At 68.8% G+C, this 17,705-nt stretch carries 12 protein-coding genes and 1 tRNA gene; 6 read left to right on the top strand and 7 right to left on the bottom strand.

The window, feature by feature from the left end; genetic code table 11:
• Positions 1-36 precede the first annotated feature (36 nt).
• The 6 genes from petA (at position 37) to DBV14_RS20130 (ending at position 4,401) form a co-directional block, all read left to right on the top strand.
• Entirely contained in the window at positions 37-654 is a 618-nt protein-coding gene (gene petA / locus DBV14_RS20155) for a ubiquinol-cytochrome c reductase iron-sulfur subunit (RefSeq protein ID WP_124461369.1), read from the top strand.
• A 14-nt stretch (positions 655-668) separates the two neighbouring features.
• Positions 669-2,105 carry a cytochrome bc complex cytochrome b subunit gene (locus DBV14_RS20150; RefSeq protein WP_124461366.1) on the top strand — a complete coding sequence of 479 codons (1,437 nt, stop codon included), beginning with the start codon at positions 669-671 and terminating at the stop codon, positions 2,103-2,105.
• A 35-nt stretch (positions 2,106-2,140) separates the two neighbouring features.
• Positions 2,141-2,914: a cytochrome c1 gene (locus DBV14_RS20145; protein ID WP_124461364.1), complete on the top strand. Its 774-nt coding sequence runs from the start codon at positions 2,141-2,143 to the stop codon at positions 2,912-2,914.
• A gap of 95 nt (positions 2,915-3,009) precedes the next feature.
• Positions 3,010-3,621 (top strand): glutathione S-transferase N-terminal domain-containing protein, encoded by a 612-nt coding sequence (locus DBV14_RS20140; protein WP_081266420.1) that lies wholly within the window; start codon positions 3,010-3,012, stop codon positions 3,619-3,621.
• 41 nt (positions 3,622-3,662) lie between these two features.
• Entirely contained in the window at positions 3,663-4,241 is a 579-nt protein-coding gene (locus DBV14_RS20135) for a ClpXP protease specificity-enhancing factor (RefSeq protein ID WP_124461362.1), read from the top strand.
• An 84-nt stretch (positions 4,242-4,325) separates the two neighbouring features.
• Positions 4,326-4,401, top strand: a tRNA-Thr gene (locus tag DBV14_RS20130).
• Between the two features lie 88 nt (positions 4,402-4,489).
• Here DBV14_RS20130 and DBV14_RS20125 read toward each other — a convergent pair.
• The 7 genes from DBV14_RS20125 to DBV14_RS20095 all read right to left on the bottom strand — a co-directional run bounded on the left by DBV14_RS20125 (position 4,490) and on the right by DBV14_RS20095 (position 17,666).
• Positions 4,490-6,745 (bottom strand): SWIM zinc finger family protein, encoded by a 2,256-nt coding sequence (locus DBV14_RS20125; protein WP_124461360.1) that lies wholly within the window; start codon positions 6,743-6,745, stop codon positions 4,490-4,492.
• Positions 6,742-7,866 (bottom strand): VWA domain-containing protein, encoded by a 1,125-nt coding sequence (locus tag DBV14_RS20120; RefSeq protein ID WP_124461358.1) that lies wholly within the window; start codon positions 7,864-7,866, stop codon positions 6,742-6,744. Before DBV14_RS20120 ends, DBV14_RS20125 begins: the two co-directional genes overlap by 4 nt.
• Entirely contained in the window at positions 7,863-10,349 is a 2,487-nt protein-coding gene (locus DBV14_RS20115) for a DUF5682 family protein (protein ID WP_124461356.1), read from the bottom strand. The genes DBV14_RS20120 and DBV14_RS20115 overlap by 4 nt, the downstream gene beginning before the upstream one ends.
• 17 nt (positions 10,350-10,366) lie before the next feature.
• Entirely contained in the window at positions 10,367-11,536 is a 1,170-nt protein-coding gene (locus tag DBV14_RS20110) for an AAA family ATPase (protein ID WP_260397143.1), read from the bottom strand.
• A 17-nt stretch (positions 11,537-11,553) separates the two neighbouring features.
• Positions 11,554-11,988 (bottom strand): hypothetical protein, encoded by a 435-nt coding sequence (locus DBV14_RS20105; protein ID WP_124461354.1) that lies wholly within the window; start codon positions 11,986-11,988, stop codon positions 11,554-11,556.
• On the bottom strand, positions 11,985-16,160 hold the full coding sequence (locus DBV14_RS20100) for a DUF4132 domain-containing protein (protein ID WP_124461352.1): 4,176 nt from the start codon (positions 16,158-16,160) through the stop codon (positions 11,985-11,987). The genes DBV14_RS20105 and DBV14_RS20100 overlap by 4 nt, the downstream gene beginning before the upstream one ends.
• 315 nt (positions 16,161-16,475) lie before the next feature.
• Positions 16,476-17,666: a diguanylate cyclase gene (locus tag DBV14_RS20095; RefSeq protein ID WP_185546072.1), complete on the bottom strand. Its 1,191-nt coding sequence runs from the start codon at positions 17,664-17,666 to the stop codon at positions 16,476-16,478.
• Between the last annotated feature and the right edge of the window lie 39 nt (positions 17,667-17,705).

Below are 17,705 nucleotides of genomic sequence, written 5' to 3'. Positions count from 1 at the left end.
GACCCTGCTCCAGCGAAGAAGACAAAGAGGATCCCCATGAGTGACATGACCTCCGGCTCGCCCCGGATCGACACAGGCAAACGGACGTGGTTGATCGCATCCAGCTGTGCCGGCGTAGTGGGCGGCGTGGCCACCGCCATCCCTTTCGTGAGCACATTCCAGCCGTCGGAGAAGGCCAAAGCCGCCGGCGCCGCGGTTGAAGTCGACATCTCGGCCCTGAAGGTCGGCGAGAAAATGACCGTCGAATGGCGCGGCAAGCCGGTCTGGATCCTCAAGCGCACCCCCGAGCAGGTCGCTGAACTCCCCAAGCTCGACGGCCAGCTGGCCGATCCGCTGTCCAAGCGTCACCCGGACGAATTCACCCCCAAGTACGCGCAGAACGAGCACCGCTCGATCAAGCCCGAAGTGCTGGTCGTGGTCGGCATCTGCACCCACCTGGGCTGCTCGCCGGTCGACCGCCTGCAGTCCGGCCCGCAGCCTTCGCTGCCCGCCGACTGGGAAGGCGGTTTCCTCTGCCCCTGCCATGGTTCCACGTTCGACCTGGCTGGCCGTGTCTTCAAGAACAAGCCCGCGCCCGACAACCTGCCTGTGCCCCCGCACATGTACCTGTCGGAGACCAAGCTCCTGATCGGTGAAGACTCCAAGAAGGCCTGAGGCAGAAGAACGACATGGCTGAATTCCACGAAATTTCCCCGAACGCGCCAGCCGGCGCAAAGCTGCTCAACTGGGTCGACAACCGCTTCCCGCTGACCAAGCTCTGGAACGACCAGTGGGGCAAGTACTACGCGCCGAAGAACTTCAACTTCTGGTACATCTTCGGCTCGCTGGCGATGCTGGTCCTGGTGATCCAGATCGTCACCGGCATCTTCCTAGTGATGCACTACAAGCCCGATGCGGCCCAGGCGTTCGCCTCGGTCGAGTACATCATGCGCGACGTGCCATGGGGCTGGCTGATCCGCTACATCCACTCGACGGGCGCCTCGGCGTTCTTCATCGTGGTGTACCTGCACATGTTCCGCGGCCTCATGTACGGCAGCTACCGAAAGCCGCGCGAGCTGATCTGGGTGTTCGGCTGCGCGATCTTCCTGTGCCTGATGGCCGAAGCCTTCATGGGCTACCTGCTGCCCTGGGGCCAGATGTCGTATTGGGGCGCCCAGGTCATCGTGAACCTGTTCGCGGCCATTCCGTTCATCGGTCCTGACCTGGCCCTGCTGATCCGCGGCGACTACGTGGTGAGCGACGCCACGCTGAACCGCTTCTTCAGCTTCCACGTGATCGCCGTGCCGCTGGTGCTGCTCGGCCTGGTGGTGGCCCACCTGATCGCGCTGCACGAAGTGGGTTCCAACAACCCCGACGGCATCGAGATCAAGGCCAACCGCGGCCCCGACGGCCACCCGGTCGATGGCATTCCGTCGCATCCGTACTACACGGTGCACGACATCTTTGGCGTGGTGGTGTTCCTCACGATCTTCTCGGCCGTGATCTTCTTCGCGCCCGAAGCCGGTGGGTACTTCCTCGAGTACAACAACTTCATTCCGGCCGACTCGCTGAAGACGCCGAACCACATTGCGCCGGTCTGGTACTTCACACCGTTCTATTCGATGCTGCGCGCGACCACCGACGACATGGTCAACGTGTTCGCGCTCATCATCGGCGCGGCTGCCATCCTGAACTTCGTCAAGGGCAAGTCGGGCACCGCGCTGAAGATCGCCATCATCGTCGTGGCGGCCGTGGCCATCTTCCTGCTCAAGGCCTTCGACGCCAAGTTCTGGGGCGTGGTCGTGATGGGCGGCTCGGTCATCATCCTGTTCTTCCTGCCGTGGCTCGACCACAGCGAAGTCAAGTCGATCCGCTACCGTCCGGGCTGGCACAAGTATGTGTACGGCGTGTTCGTCTTCTTCTTCCTGATCCTGGGCTACCTGGGCATCCAGCCGCCTGGCGTCTGGGGCAACCTGGTCATCGGCTCCTTCGCCCTCGACATCGCCCAGACCATCTCGCAGATCGGCACGCTCTTCTACTTCGGCTTCTTCCTGCTGATGCCCTGGTGGAGCCGCAAGGGCGAATTCAAGACCGTGCCCGAGCGCGTGGTCTTCGCCGCCCACTGAAGCGCCGAGAAGTGCAAGAGCTTGAGAGAAACACGATGAAGAAAAGAATTTCCGGCTGGCTCGCGGTCCTCGGTCTGGCGCTGGGCCTGACCTTCTCGGCCACGGCCTCCGCCGAGTCCGAGGGCATTGCCTGGGACAAGGCGAACCCCAAGACCAACGACGTGGCGGCGCTGCAGAACGGCGCCAAGCTGTTCGTCAACTACTGCCTGAACTGCCACTCGGCGGCCTTCATGCGCTACAACCGCCTGCAGGACATCGGCATCACCGAGCAGCAGATCAAGGACAACCTTCTGTTCACGACCGACAAGGTCGGCGAAACCATGAAGGCCAACATCGACGCCCGCCAGGCCAAGGAATGGTTCGGCACCACGCCGCCCGACCTGACGCTGGTCGCGCGTTCGCGCGCCGGCCATGGCGGCACCGGCGCCGACTATCTCTACACGTACCTTCGCACCTATTACCGCGACGACACCAAGGCCACCGGCTGGAACAACCTCGCGTTCCCGAGCGTCGCCATGCCGAACCCCCTGTGGGAACTGCAGGGCGAGCGCCGGCCCGTCTACACCAAGATCAGCCAGCACGGTCACGAAACCGAAGTGTTCAAGGGCTGGGAGCAAGTCACTCCCGGCACCCTGACATCCGTGCAGTACGACAATGCGGTGGGCGACCTGGTGAGCTACCTCCAATGGATGGCCGAGCCTGCGCAGAACACGCGCATTCGCATCGGCGTCTGGGTGTTGCTGTTCCTTGGTTTGTCGGTGGTTTTCGTGTGGCGACTGAACGCCTCGTACTGGAAAGACGTCAAGTAGTTCCGTCCACGCCGACCGGGCGCCTTGTGCATCCGGTCCCACAGAGTGGGTTGCCAACGCGACCCACTCTTTTTGATTTTTAGGAGTCTCTCGCCATGATGGTCTTGTATTCAGGAACGACCTGCCCCTTTTCCCACCGCTGCCGCTTCGTGTTGTTCGAAAAGGGCATGGACTTCGAGATCCGCGACGTCGATCTCTACAACAAGCCCGAAGACATCAGCGTGATGAACCCGTACGGCCAGGTGCCCATCCTGGTCGAGCGCGACCTGATTTTGTACGAGTCGAACATCATCAACGAGTACATCGACGAGCGCTTCCCGCATCCGCAGCTGATGCCCGGCGACCCGGTCGACCGCGCCCGCGTGCGCCTGTTCCTGCTCAACTTCGAGAAGGAACTGTTCGTGCACGTCTCGACGCTCGAGAACCGCACCGCCAAGGGCAACGACAAGGCGCTCGAAAAGGCCCGCTCGCACATTCGCGACCGCCTCACGCAGCTGGCACCGGTGTTCCTCAAGAACAAGTACATGCTGGGCGACAACTTCTCGATGCTCGACGTGGCCATTGCGCCGCTGCTCTGGCGCCTCGACTACTACGGCATCGACCTCAGCAAGAATGCGGCGCCGCTGCTGAAGTACGCCGAGCGCATCTTCTCGCGTCCGGCCTACATCGAGGCACTGACCCCGTCTGAAAAGGTCATGCGAAAGTAAGTAAGCTTCGTGCTTGCTTTCATCGTTTTTCGCCGTCTTTCATGATCAACGCGCTCGAGTCGTCCTCCACCCGCCCGTACCTCATCCGGGCGCTGTACGAATGGTGCACCGACAACGGGTTCACGCCTTATGTCGCGGTGCAGGTCGACGACACCGTCCAGGTGCCGCGCGAATACGTGAAGAACGGCGAGATCGTGCTCAACATCAGCTTCGACGCGACCAGCTCGCTCAAGCTCGGCAACGATTTCATCGAGTTCAAGGCCCGTTTTGCGGGCAGTGCCCGTGAAATCAGCGTGCCGGTGGGCCGCGTGATCGCGATCTACGCGCGTGAGAACGGGCAGGGCATGGCGTTTCCGGCACCGGCGCCCGCCGTGGCGGACAGCAACGGCGGCAATGGCGATGCGCCACCCGCCGTGCCAGCGCACACGGGCCCGGCGCGCATGCCCCTGCGCGATGCCTCGCGCGGCACCGAAGGCGATGCAGGCAAGATCGTTCACCTGGTGACGGGCGAGGACGCCGACGAGACGGTCGAGGCAAGCCACCAGACCGACCCCGTCGACGAGCCGCCGCGCCCGCCGGCAGGCGGCGGTTCGCGGCCTTCGCTCAAGCGCGTCAAGTAACACGGCAGCGCGGCAGCAAGCTGGCAACCGCGGTGCCCCGGGTGGGCCCGCGCCGCGCGGCTAGAATCCCGCAGAGAAAATTCCGCCGCTTTAGCTCAATTGGTAGAGCACCCGCCTTGTAAGCGGAAGGTCGTCAGTTCGATTCCGACAAGCGGCACCATCACACAGTCCAAGGTCACCGCGGACGCCAAAAATCCCCGGAATTCTTCAGGAATCCGGGGATTTTTTATTGAGCGGCGCTCACGGATTCACGGATGCTGCGGCGCCGATTGCGCGACGCCTTGCATCAGCAGCCCCAGCATCGCCAGTTGCGCCACCAGCGCCGGGCGCCGCGCGGAGCGCATGTTTTCAAGCACCGCGCCCAGCAGCTTCGCGCCCTGGCCCAGGCCGGCCTGTTGCAGGCGCAGCGCTTGTGCTTCGGCCCGCGACAACGCACCGCCGCCCTGATGGCGCAGCCCCTGGCGCAGCCACAGCGCCAGCAGCTCGAGGGTGTCGCCGGCCAGCGCATTCAGTGCCGGCACTTCTTCGACATCGCTCCGCAGGCCCAGCGGTTGCGGCGCCACCGCTTCGGCCTGCAGCACCACGGCACGCTGTGCCGTGAGCAAGCTCAGCGGCTGCATGACCGCGCGCCCGCCTTGCAGATGCACGGTGCCCGCCACGGCGCGCAGGGCGCCCCATTCGCCGGAGAGCGCGCGCGCCAGCGCATCGACGGCGCCCGCCGATGCCGAGCGGTGCGGCAGCGCGAGGTGCAGCAATGCATCGCCGCTGTCGCCATCGCCATCGCCATCGCCATCGCCATCGCCATCGCCATCGCCATCGCTTTCGCTTTCGCTTTCGCTTTCGTCGATTGCTTCCCGTGCTTCATCAAGCTCGGCCAGCGCAGCCTGCCCCAGCCGCGCATGCAGCACCTGCGCCGCCGCATCCCAGTGGCAAGACGCCACTTCCATGCGATCGAAGGCCACCACATGCAGCTGTCCCGCCGCACCGGCCGATGCACCGCTCGCGGCCTGCCGCGGCCGTACGAAGTCCGGCGGCGCCTCGCGCAGATGCGCGACCAGCGCGGCCACGCTGTCTTGCCGCAGCGGCGCGACGAGGTCGTCCCACGACTTGGGCGACAGCGGCAGCACGCCGGTCTGGCGCGCGCCGGCCGTGATGTCGACCAACCCGTTGGCACGCCGCGTCGCGGTCTTGGTGATGACCTGCCCGCTCGCCAGCTGCCGCAGCGGAAAGCCCGCGACGCGCCGGCCCAGCAGGTTCGGCGCGGCGCCACCGGCGGCGGCATCCGCCGCGCGCGACCACTGGCGTTCCAGCACCGTCACGTTCTGCGTGTCGGGGTCGGCAAAGAGAATGCTCGCGCCTTCGCCTGTTTCATCGGACCACAACTCGGCACCGAGCGACACCAGCCGCAGGTGATCGAGCGCGACCTCGCCCTTCACGCCGATGCCCAGGATCTGGCTGGCCAGCAGCACGGGCCGCGCCTGCGGGCGCTCGGCATGCGCAGCCGCCTGCAGCCGCGCCCACAACTCGGCCAGCACGCGCACCAGCCGCAAGGGCTCGAAGCGGCTGCTGCGTGCCTGTTGTGCCTGCAGCAGCTGCCAGAGCTCGTCGAGCGCATCGTCGACCCAGTTCCAGGCCAGCGCGCGTGCCTGGTCGCGCACCGCCTCGAAGCGTGCCGCGAGCGCCATCAGCGGCTGGCTCGATCCGTCGAGCCAGAGCGAGAGCAGCAGGGCGTCGATCTGCGCACGCAATGCGCGGGCAGCCTCGCCCTGCATGAGCTGCGGCGATGGGTTGCCCCCGCCCGCGCTGGCAGCGGCCGAGTCCGGCGATTGGACTTCGACCATGACCTCGCCCGAGCCCGGCAGCAGCGCACCCGCCTGCCGGAACGCCCAGAGCGCGATCACCACGTGCGCGCAGCCGCTGCCCTGCTTGCAGTCGCAGCGCGCGTGCACCAGCGAACTGCGCGAGAAGAAACGCACGCTGCACATCGGCAAGCGCGCCACCGGCGGCGCACTGGCACTGCGCCAGGCCTGCACGCCCACCACGGGCCGCGCCGCGGCGAGCTTGTGCGCCTGCTCGAGCACCGAAGGCGCAAGGCTGGCCGCCAGCGCGGCATCGTCGAATTCGGCGGGGCTCCATGCGCCACCCGATGGCTCCACGGGTGCTTCGGCCTCGGCACCGGCCGATGCGTCTTGCCGGGGCGCCGCGGAAGCCGCCTGCGCCTGGTAAGCCAGCACCAGCATCACCCGATGCCGGCACATGCCGCTGGCGGGGCAACTGCATTGCGCGTCGCGCAGCGTGCGCCCCGGCGGCAGGCTGGTGCGCACGCCGTCGTCGAAGTGAGCCTGCACCACGCCATCGGCGCCCGTTTCCAGGCGCGGCAGCAGGCCGGCCGCCACGTCTTTCTGCGCGCGCTTGACGAAGCCCGCGTTGGCCAGCGCGGTCAGTGCCTCGGGCGTCAGCTCGAGCAGGTCGGCGCGCAGGCCGGAGGAAGCCGGTGCGCTCATGCCTGCACCTTCTCGGCCAGCCAGCCCGCGAGCTGGCCCGGCGTCATGGCGCCGACCTGCGCGCCTTCGCGCACCAGCCGCGCGGCCATCGCGCGGTCGAAGGCCGGCACGGCCTGCGCGTCGAGCGCAGCCAGCCCGAGCACCTTGGTGCCCGACTCGACCAGCGCCTTCACGCGGCGCACCAGCTCGTGCTCGCTGCCGCCTTCGTAGAAGTCGCTCACCAGCACCACGATGCTCTTGCGCGGATTGGCGATCAGCGACTGCGCATAGGCCACGGCCTTCGCGATGTCGGTGCCGCCACCCAGCTGCACCTTCATGAGCAGCTCGACCGGATCCGACACGTCGGACGTCAGGTCGACCACCGCCGTGTCGAAGGCCACCAGCCGCGTGCGCATGCCGGGCAGCTGCCACAGGCAGGCGGCCATCACGGCGCTGTGGATCACCGAGTCGACCATCGAGCCGCTCTGGTCGATCAGCAAGATGATGTCCCACGGTTCCGCATGCCGCCGGGTGCGGCTGATGAACACCGGCCGCTCCACATAGAGCTTTCGGCGCTCCGGGTCGTAGCGGTGCAGGTTGGCGGCCAGCGTCTGCTTGAAGTCGAAGTTGCGCGCGATCTTCATCTGCGAGCGGCGGCGCCGGTCGCGGCTGCCGCTGAAGGCCTGCCGCACTTCGGTGGAGAGCTTCTCCATGATGCGGCGCACCACCTCGGCCACCAGCTTGCGCGCGGCGGCCAGCACCTGCGGATTCATCAGGTGCTTGGTGTGCAGCACCGCGCGCAGCAGCGACTCGGAAGGCTCGATGCGCTCCAGCACTTCGAGATTCGTCACCACCTCGTCGATGCCGTAGCGCTCGACCGCGTCCTGCTCCAGCCGCTCGATCACTTCTTTCGGAAACAGCGTGTGGATGGTGTTGATCCAGTCGGGCGTGCTCAGCGCCGAGGGGCCGAGGCCCGCGCTGCGTTCGCCACGGCTGGCACGGTCGCCGTCGCGGCCGTAGAGCCAGTCGAGCGCGGCGTCGGCGGCCTGTGCTTCGGCGCTCAGGCTGCCGCACGACGCTTCGGCCGGATCGCCCAGAAGCAGGCGCCAACGTTGCAACGGATCGGGAATGTCCAGGCTCATGGGCGGGCGCTCCCGTCGGAATCTTCGGTGTCGGTGTCGTGGTTGTCGAGCGTGACGCCCCAGGCCGCGAGGCGCGCGAGCACGGCGTCTTCGACCATGCGTGCCTGGGCCAGCGCTTGCGGCGCGGCCTCGCCGGCATGCGGCGCGGTGAGCGCGCGGCGCGACAGGTGCGCGGCGTCGTGCAGCGTCAGCACCTGTTCGGCCAGCAGCCCGCGTTCCTGCGGCGGCAGCCAGGCGAAGGCGGCGCGCAGGCTGGGCATGGCGCGCACGAAGTCGGCGTTGTCCAGCGCCCGCACGGTGCGGTCCATGCCGCTCACGAAGGCCGGCTCGCACGCCAGCGCTTCGCGGGCCAGCGCGAGAAGGCCGGTGAGCGCATCGCCCAGCACGGGCGCGGGCAGCGAATGCAGCAGTTGCATCGCCGCGTTCACGCCCGCATCGTGATCGTGCGGATGGTCGTGGGCGTTCGCCGTGCGGCCCGCAAGGCTCAGCGTGGCGCCCAGTGCCGCGCCGCGGCTCACGGGCGCGGCGCTGGCATCGGCCGCCTTGCGCTGCCACACGGCGAGCGCACGCGCGGGCTCCACGTCGAGCAGGCCCGGCACGTGTGCGTTGTGCGCGCCATGCATGTCGTGCGACGTGTCCGCTGCATGGGCCAGCACGTCGGCCACGATCTGCCGCAACGCCAGGTGCCCCTGCAAGTGCGCCTGCATGTCGGCAGGCGTGACGGTAGCGGGCGGCTCCAGCAGCCACAGCGCGCGGTCGAAGCCCGCTTCGATCACCACCCGCAGCACGGGTGCATCGGCCATGCCCAGCATCTGGCCGTGGCGCAGCAGCGTGTGCAGCACCGACAGGGCAGGGCCCAGTGCCTCGAAGCGCGGTTCGTTGGCGATGGCGCCCTGCAGCTCGCGCAGCAGCGAATCGCTGAGTGCCGAGAGACCGGCCCATGCGGCCTGGTTGAGCCCGTCGGCCAGCGGGCCGATGCGGCCCTGCGCCTGCCGCAGGTCGTCTTCGAGCCGGGCGCGCGCCGCGTCGTGCAGGCTCGCGCCCCAGGCACCGGCCTCGATCAGCGCGGCCTGCTGTTCCAGCGGCTCGGCCAGCGACCAGAGTTCGGTGCGTTCGCCCGACATCGCCAGCTTCGGCCCCTGCGTGCGGCGCACGCCGGGCAACCGCAACACCGACAGCCTGTGCAGCAGCTGGCTCTTCGCGCGGTCGGCCGGGGCCAGCAGGTCCAGCTTGAGCTGGCCGCGCAGCACGATGCCGTGCGCCGCAAGCTCGGCCGCCACCGCGGCCACCAGCGGTGGTTGCGGCGTGCCGGGCGCGAGGCGGCCGACGGTGTCGCCGGCCAGCACGTCCATGGCTTGTACCAGCACGGGGTCGGTGCCGGGGCGGATCGCGCCGCGGTAGGTCCAGGGCAGCGGCGCATCGAGCGCGTCTTTCACCAGCGCGCCGGCCAGCGCGTCGAGCCAGTCGGAGCGCAGCGGCTTCTCGTGCCCGCGCAACCGCGCAAGGCCCTGCGCGCGCAGGTGCACGGCCATCAGGTCGGCGGTGGAGGCGGGCAGCTTCTTGTCGCGCAGCCGCTGCATCACATGCTGCAGCGCGCGGTGCGCGGCGCCCTCGGGTCCGTGCTCCCAGACCCACTGGTAGTAGGCCGGCGAAGGCATGCCGGAGGCATAGCCTGCGAAGGCATCGAGGCGCTTGAAGGTGTAGGGCACCAGGTACGAGCCGAAGCGCAACGGGGCAGCGGCCTGGCCGTTCGGGCCCTCTTCATCGGAAGGCTCGTGCGAAGGCTCAGGCGTTGCCGGCAACCCGGTCGGCAATCCCCGCCAGAGCCGCGCCAGCGCGGGTGCGTGGTAGCCGCCGCACACCACCAGCGCCTGCGCGCGGCCGGCTTCGGGCGGCTGCGCCATGGCCCACGCGATCCACCGCGCCATCATCTGTTCGCGCGCCTGGTTGCCCAGCGAGCCGGGGTCTTCGCCGCGCAGGTGATCGAAGTAGGTGGCCAGGCGCTGTGCCAGTTCGGCCGCATCGCAACCGTCTTCGAACAGGTGGTCCCACAGCGCATCGCGGCCCTGCACCGAGAGCTTCTCGGTCAGCGCGCGTTCGTAGGCTTCGGCGCGTTCTTCATGCTGCGCATCGGCCACGTCGGCATAGCGGTTCTCCATGCGCGAGAAGGCGTCGTGCCACGCGGGCAGGTCGATGAAGCGCACCTGCGCGCCCACCTCGCGCGCCACCTGCAACGCCTGCCACTCGGGCGAATGCTCTGCAAAGGGCGACCACGAGCCGCGGTGCGTCTGGTCGCCAGAGAGGTAGCTGTAGATGGCCACCGGCAACTGGTGCGGCAGGTACAGCTCGGCCAGCCGCGCGTTGAAGTCGGCCGGCCCTTCGATGAGCACGTGCGCCGGGCGCAGCGTGCGGATGCGTTCGGCCACCAGCCGCGCGCAGGCCGGGCTGTGGTGGCGCACACCGACGATGTGAGGTTCCTGCATTGCCGCGTGCCCGGCGCTCAGGGCAGCCGGTGCCGTGCTTCGTAGTACGCGCGCCAGTGCGGGCCGTTGCGCTTGGCCGCCTTCTGCTCGAAGTAGCGGCGCAGCTTGGCGCGGTCGTCGGCGTTGTCCTTCACCACCGTGCCGGCGATGCAATCGACCAGGTCGGCCGGCGAGCCTTCGCGCTGTTCGAGGAACCACGCGCGCACGCCGACCGCATGCGCCACGTTCACCGCTTCGGCGGTGGACATCACGGCCGTGAGCCGGTCCATCGCGGCATCGCCGCCATTGCCTCCGCCGTTGTTGCCTTCCTTGGCCGGTGCGCCGCGCAGGTCGCGGAAGGTCGACACCAGCAGCTCCAGCACCGGCGCGGGAATGGTCTTCGGAATGCCGCTCTGCGCCAGCAGCCGCGTCGACGACTCCTGCACCAGCGCCAGCTCACGGTCGAAATCGAGAATGGGAAACACCGTCTCGAAGTCGAAGCGGCGCTTCAGTGCCGCGCTCATCTCGTTCACGCCGCGGTCGCGCGTGTTGGCGGTGGCGATGATGTTGAAGCCCTCGCGTGCGTAGAGCATGCCGTGCTCGCCCGACAGCTCGGGCACCGCCATCACGCGGTCCGACAGCATGCCCAGCAGGCAGTCCTGCACCTCGAGCGGCGCCCGCGTGATTTCTTCGAAGCGCACCACCTGGCCCTTCTGCATGCCGAGGTACAGCGGCGCCGGCACCATGGCGCGCGGGCTCGGTCCTTCGTTGATGAGCAGCGCGTAGTTCCAGCCGTACTTGATCTGGTCTTCGGTGATCGAGGCACCGCCCTGGATGGTGAGTGTCGAAATGCCCGAGATGGCCGTGGCCAGCAGCTCCGACAGCATCGACTTGGCCGTGCCCGGCTCGCCCACCAGCATCAGCCCGCGGCCGGTGGCCAGCGTGACCAGCATGCGCTCGATGCTGGCCACGGGCGCGACGATCTTGGGCGCGATGTCGAGCGACGCGTCGCCCAGGATGAAGGCGCGCGCGGCCTTCAGGCCCAGCAGCCAGCCGGGCGGGCGCGGGTCCTTGTCCTGCGCCTGCAAGCGCGCCAGCTGGGCGGCGTACTGGATCTCGGCCGGCGGGCGCTGCAGCTGTGTCTGCGCTTGCGTCTGCGGCTGCGAAGGCGCACCGGTGTCTTTGGAGCTTTTGCTGGATGTGGCCATGATGGGTGCTGGTGAAACTAGGGGAGCTTGTACTGGCCGGGCTTTCCGGTCTCGATGGTGATGTCCGAGCGCTCGTGCGAATAGGTGTGGGTGGCGCGCAGCCGGATGCGCCCGTCCTGGAAGGTCTCGCCCCGGCCGCCGGTGTCGATCACGTTCATGCCGTTCGAGAGTTCCTTCACGAGCACGCGCGCCACCCGCCGCGGCGCGCCGCGTTCGCCGACCGCGAGCCACTCGATCCACAGCCGTGAGTGCACGTGTTCGAAGCCCTGGTGGACGATCACGATGCGCAGCACGCCGCTGTCGCGGGCCGAGCGCCATTCGCCGCCGGTGGCCACGGTGTCGACCTGCGGCGGTACCTCGGGCGCCGCGGTGCGGGCGGTTGCGAGCGCCATGGCCGCGAGCAGCCCCGCGGCCAGCAGCCAGGGGCGCAGCCGCGCGACGGCGGCATTCATGCCCGCAGGCCTTCCATGTCGCGGATCAGTTCGCTTGCGGAGATCGGGTCGAGCAGGTGCAGCGCCTCGGCATCGCGCATGTCGCCCCAGCCCGAAGGCTTGCCGACCTGCACCTGGCCCAGCGTCTGCTCGGGGTATTCGTCCACCATGCCGACGATGATGCCGGGGTCCAGGCTCAGCTCGATCACGCGGTTCGTGCCCAGCGGCTTGCTGAAGTACCAGATGCAGCCGGCATCCTGTGCCTGGCCGCGGCGCCAGCCCTTGTTGGCCAGGCCCAGCACGCGGCCCGTGGGCACCTTGACGTCTTTCCAGCGCTCGAGCTTCAGGCTCTTCTTTTCTTCGTCGGTGAGCGTGTAGATGTCGCGGCCGATCTGCGCAAAGGGCTGCAGCAGTTCGTAGTCGGCGAACACCTGGCCGAAGGCCGCGGCATCGGCGGCCGACAGGTCGAGCGCATGCGGCACGCCGATGCGGATGTTCTCTCCCTCGGGCAGCTCGAAGGCGTCGTCCTCGGCCGTGGTGTAGCTGCCGTCTTCCGCCACGCGGAAACACGCCTGCAGCGTGCCGCCGTAGCTGCCGCCGCCTTCCACCGCATACACGCCCCAGATCAGCCGCTGCACGATGTGGCGCACCAGCGGATGCTCGACCAGGAACAGGCGGAACACCTCGGGCGTCCAGCGCCGGCGCGCGCACATGGCCACCTCCAGGCGCAGCAGTTGCTGGCTGGCGATGGTGCGCACGTCTTTCTTGAGCAGCTTGAAGCGCTCGACCGCTTCCTTGCCCAGTTCGGCGTCGTCGGTCTTCTTGGGCTTGGGCAGGTCGGGCAGGCGCGCGCCATCGACGCCGCCGGTGCTTTCGCGCACATAGGGCTTGAGCGCCTCGTCGAAGCCGACCTTGAAGGCGCGCGGGCCGAAGTCCAGCAGCATCGTGCCGTGTTCGTCCAGGCCCAGGTCGGGCGCGAGCCGGTCTTCGAGCTCCTCGGTGCTGAGGCCGCGCGCTTCGGCGATGGCGTCGATCTTCTCGCGGGCCTTGTCCTGCAGGCCCTTGAACTTGACCTTCTGCGCAATGCCGTTGAGCAGCATCAGCGCCACATCGCTGCCGATGGTGGCCAGCACGTCGAGCCCCGTCACGGCGCGCGCATGCGCGGCCTCGCCGGGCCAGGCGCGAATGAAGGGCGTGAGCTTGCGCGCGGTGTCGTCGTTGCCGAACAGGCCGAGCGAGGTGAGTGCCCAACCTTCCTTGCTCGGGCCGCTGGCTTCGAGCCAGGCGCTGAACGCGTCCCACGCGAACTCGGCCAGCGAGTCGGCGTCGCAGGCTTCCTTGACCAGCGCAAGGCCGCCATAGATGCCTTCGTTGGTCGGGAAAGTCAGCATCTGGCCGAGATGGTCGAGCGCTGCGTCGGGCAGCGCCTTGCCGTTGGCCAGCGTCGGGCGGCGCCAGCCGCGCGGCTGCCAGAACTCGGGCAGCTTGGGGAGCTTGGTGGGAAAGCGGTCGAGCGGGCTTTCGTCGAGCACCGCGCGCAGCGCCTGCACCACCTCGGGCCGGTCGTAGCGGGCCGCCACTTCGAGCAGCAGCGCCTCGTGGCCGTTGGCCTGCAGCAGGCGCAGCGCGGAGCCCGCGCTGTCGCGCGCTTCGCCGGCCTTGCCGAGCGCCGGCGCAATCAGCCCGCAGGCGCTGTGCTCGGGGTACTTCAGCAGCCATTCGCGGCCGATGGCGCGCAAGGTCTTGAGCTTGGTGAAGGCGCGCGCCGCCGGCATGGCCAGCTCGGACGCGCCGTAGTTCAGCGCGTAGGGCAGGTTCTCCGAGGGCTTGAAACGCACCATCGCGCTCAGGCCCGGCATCACGGCCAGGCCGTGCGTGGCGAGCACCATGCCGATGTCGTCGCTCTCGGATTCGCCGGCAATCGCGTTCCAGAACGGCACGCCGATGGCGGCCGGCAGCAGCGTCACGAAGCTCGAAGTGAAGCTGAACCAGTTGTAGCGCTCCTTCTTGCGCTCGGCCACCATGGCCCGCCAGGCGGCGATCAGCGCCTCGGCGTCGCCGTCGCGAATGGCGGCTTCGGCGGCCTTGCCGGGCACGCCGTGTTCTTTCTGCTTTTTCTTGTCGAATCCCAGTTCCTGGAGCAGCACCGACACGCTCTGGCGCGCCGCGGCATGGCGGCTCACTTCCCACGAGTTCAGGCGCAGTTCGTTCTCGCGCTCGCCTTCGTTCCACCGCTCCACGGGGGGCAGCGCGAGCGGCTCCAGCACCAGCGCGGCAGCGGTTTTTTTCTGCACCTTCGCAAGCCACGGCGGCGCAGCCAGCACGGACGGCAGTTCGCCGATGTCGGCCACTTCGGCGGGGCCCGACAGCAGCGCGAGCTGCCGGTCGATGGCGGCCTGTGCGCCGGCGTCGAGCCAGGGGCGCAGCGCGGGCAGCAGGGCCGCGTGCGCGCGCAGCAGGCGCGTGAGGCTGGGCGTGACCAGGTTGGCGTCCTTGCCGCCAGCCGCCACCAGCCGCGACAGTGCCGCGATGGCCGCCGCCGGCCAGCGGTCGACCGAAAGCGCAAGGCGCGCCAGCGCGGCCTTCGAGTTGCTCGCCACGCGGGCCAGCGCCTGCACCGCCTCGGGCGTGCCGATGCAGGCCAGGGCGTCGCCCGCGTCGTCGGTGGCGGCGCCGCGTTCCAGCACGGGCACGGCCTCGGTGCCGCGCTCCTGCACCAGCGTGCTGGTCATGTGGCTGTCGCCCCAGAAGCCGCTGGAATAGCTGAGCTTGACCTTGGCGGCCAGCGCGATGGCGGCCGGGTCGGTGGCCGTCAGCAGCAGCCAGTGCATGGTTTCGGGTGTGTCCTTTTCGGCGGCGAGCGCATGCACCAGCGCATTCGAGATTTCGGGCGCGTCGGGCAACAGCATGGCCAGCGTGGGCCTGCGGCTGGGGTGCACGCCGGGCAACGCGGCTTCGATGGTGTCGCGGCAGGCCTGCCAGGCCTCGGGTCCGGCGGCGGCCAGGTGCGCACGCAGCGCCTGGTCGCCCTGTCCCAGCGGGCCGTAGTAGCTGTTGCCGCCCAGGGCACGGCTCACCGCGCGGCCGAAGCTGCTGCGGCGCACCTGCGCCTGCCGGTCGTAGTCGGTCTGGACCTGGATCTGCTGCGCCGACAGCAGGATGTCGATGGCGCCCGCCAGCCCGTATTGCGCCACCAGGTAGTTCGCCACGGCCTCGCCGGGTTCGTTCTCGCCGTAGTGGCCGCCGGTACTCAGCGCCAGCGCAAGCAGCACGGTGTCCGACTCGGCATCGGCGGCGGGCTCGGGCAGTGCCACGCGGTCGAGCATGCGTTGCACGGCGGGCTGCATTGCCGCGTCGCTGTTGCCGATGTCGACCTTGGGTTCGAGCTGGCGGCGCACCAGCGACCAGGTGGCGGCCACGCTCGTGTGAGCAAACGGCTTGGGCGGAAAGCGGCGCGAAGAGAAGGCCTGCCGCACCATCTCGGGCGAGAGCCGTACGGGCGTGCCGGCGGCCAGCCAGGGCGGCGTGTCGGCGCTCACGGGTGCGGCGGCGCCGGACGAGGCGGGTGCTTCCGCTGAAGCAGCGGGTGCGGCCGCACCGAGTTCCCTTGCAATCGCCTGCGCGTCCTTGGCGGGTGTGCAACTGGTGCCCCAGCCGTCCAGCAGGCCTTGCGCCTTGAGCCGCTTGAATGCCAGCGCCGCGCCTTGCTCGCCCACGCCATGCTGGCGCTTGAGCGTGCCGGGCGACACCGTGTCCTTGCTCGTCAGCTGGCCTGCTTCCATTTGCGCGCGCACCGCTTCGAACACGCGGTCGGCCTGGCTGTCGATGCTTTCGGTGGTGGTGGTCGCGGCCGTTTCGGCTTCTTGCGCGGAGGCACCAGCCTCGGCCGTGGGCTTGGATTTCGCAGCTGCCGGCGCGGTCGTTTTTTCAGCGGCGGCTTCGGCCTTCGGTTTGGCTTCGGTCTTGCCGATGGCGGCCGTGGCGGCCACGCCGACTTCGGCATATCCCTTGCCGGTTTTTTCGGCGACAAGCTTGGTCAGTTGCGCCGCGGCCTTGGTGGCGTCGGCGAAAGACTTGGTCTGGCTCTGGCCCGCGGTGCCGATGCGGCCCCAGCGGATGTTGAGCTCGGCCTCTGCCTGTTCCACTTCCCAGAATTTGCTGGCGGTTCCTTCGATCAGTTCAAAACGGCGCATGGAAAAAACGTCCTCCTGTGAAATCGACGACGCGCCCGTGGGCGCTGCATGTGGCGAATGTGGCGAGCGGATCAAGGGGCCGCGGTACGCGCGGCGCGCCTCGTCCGCGCAGGTCCGAACGCCATGTTCGCTTGCGAGAATAAATGCCGGATGTGAAAGCCCGACCCGTCAGAAACTCGACGGCCGGGCGCTGGCGGATGAGGCGAAAAACGAGGCCGGAAACGAGGCGGAATAGAGCGGCATGAAAGAGTGAAATCTCATGCCTGAATGATGCACTGCGCACCGGGTGGCGGCAGGTACGAAAAATTCATTCACTCACTCGTGCAACTCGCCGGCGAACGCATAGGCCGGGCCCATGCGCTGCTGCTCGCAATGTCGCAGCGCGCGCTCGGCCGCCTGCATGATGTTCTCGAGCGTCTCGCCGTCTACCGGGTGGCTGGCAATGCCGAAGTTCAACTCGCCTCCCGCGAGCAGCCGGCCATCGTGCTCGACCGGCCGGGCTGCGGCGGTCAGCATGCGTATGGCCATCTCCGCGAGCTTCTGCCGCGCCGGCGTGCCGACCAGCAGGATCGCGAACTCGTCGCCGCCGAGCCGCGCCACCATGTCGTCCGCGCGCACCTGCTGTCGCAGGCGCCGGGCCATGGCGGCCAGCACCGCGTCGCCGCCCGCGCGTCCGTGCCGTTCGTTCACGCGCCGGAAGCCGTTCAGGTCCGCCAGCATCAGCGAGAACGGCCGGCCTTCGCGCAGCCAGTCGCGGCCACGGCTCTCGAAGCCGGCGCGGCTGGTGGCGCCGGTGAGCGCGTCGGTGCCCAGGTCTTCGACCTTCTGCTGCGTGCGAACTTCGAGGGCTCTTTCGGTCCGCAGCCGCACGCCGATGGCGGCGATGAACACCACCAGTTCAGCGACCACCGCGGCCTGCGCGAAGTTGATCCGGCGCGGCACCCAGGCCGCATCGAGCCAGATCGACATCGGCGTGGCCGAGATGCCGGCGAGCAGCAGCGCCGCGCCGGCCAGCAACAACGTCGCCGGCCAAGGAAGGCGGCGCAGCACCGTCACCGCGCCCGCCGCAAGGACCACCGTGGACGCCACCACCAGCGCCTGCACCACGCGCAGCGTCCACAGGCGCTCCGTTTCGATGGCGGCGTAGAGCGTGGCAATCGCAAACACGACCAGCGTGGCCTGCGCGATGCGGTCGAGCCGGGGCGCGAAATCTTTCAGCCGCAGCAACTGCCGGCCGAACTGCAGCCGGCAGGCCGTCCACAGGACCAGCGCCACCGCCGGCCAATGGGCTGCGAGCGCGGTGAGTGCGGAGGACGCGCCGGGCACGGCGGGGGAGGACGAGGGCAGCGCGTTCTGCGCGAAGCCGTTCAGCCCGGCGAAGGCCGCCAGTGCGCAGGCACAGGCCAGCGCGTACCAGCCGTGGACCGCCGTGCCGAACACGAGCAGCAGCACGAGGCCGCACACCATCAGGCCTGCCAGCAGGCCATAGCTCGCGCCGTCGATCATCGGCGGGCGCGGCCCGTGGAAAGGGAGCGATGGGAAGAG

It is taken from the genome of Variovorax sp. KBW07, from assembly GCF_003852515.1.
Lineage (GTDB): Bacteria > Pseudomonadota > Gammaproteobacteria > Burkholderiales > Burkholderiaceae_C > Variovorax.
The sequence above is the reverse complement of the archived record's forward strand: the minus strand, read 5'-3'. Positions and strand labels throughout refer to the sequence as shown.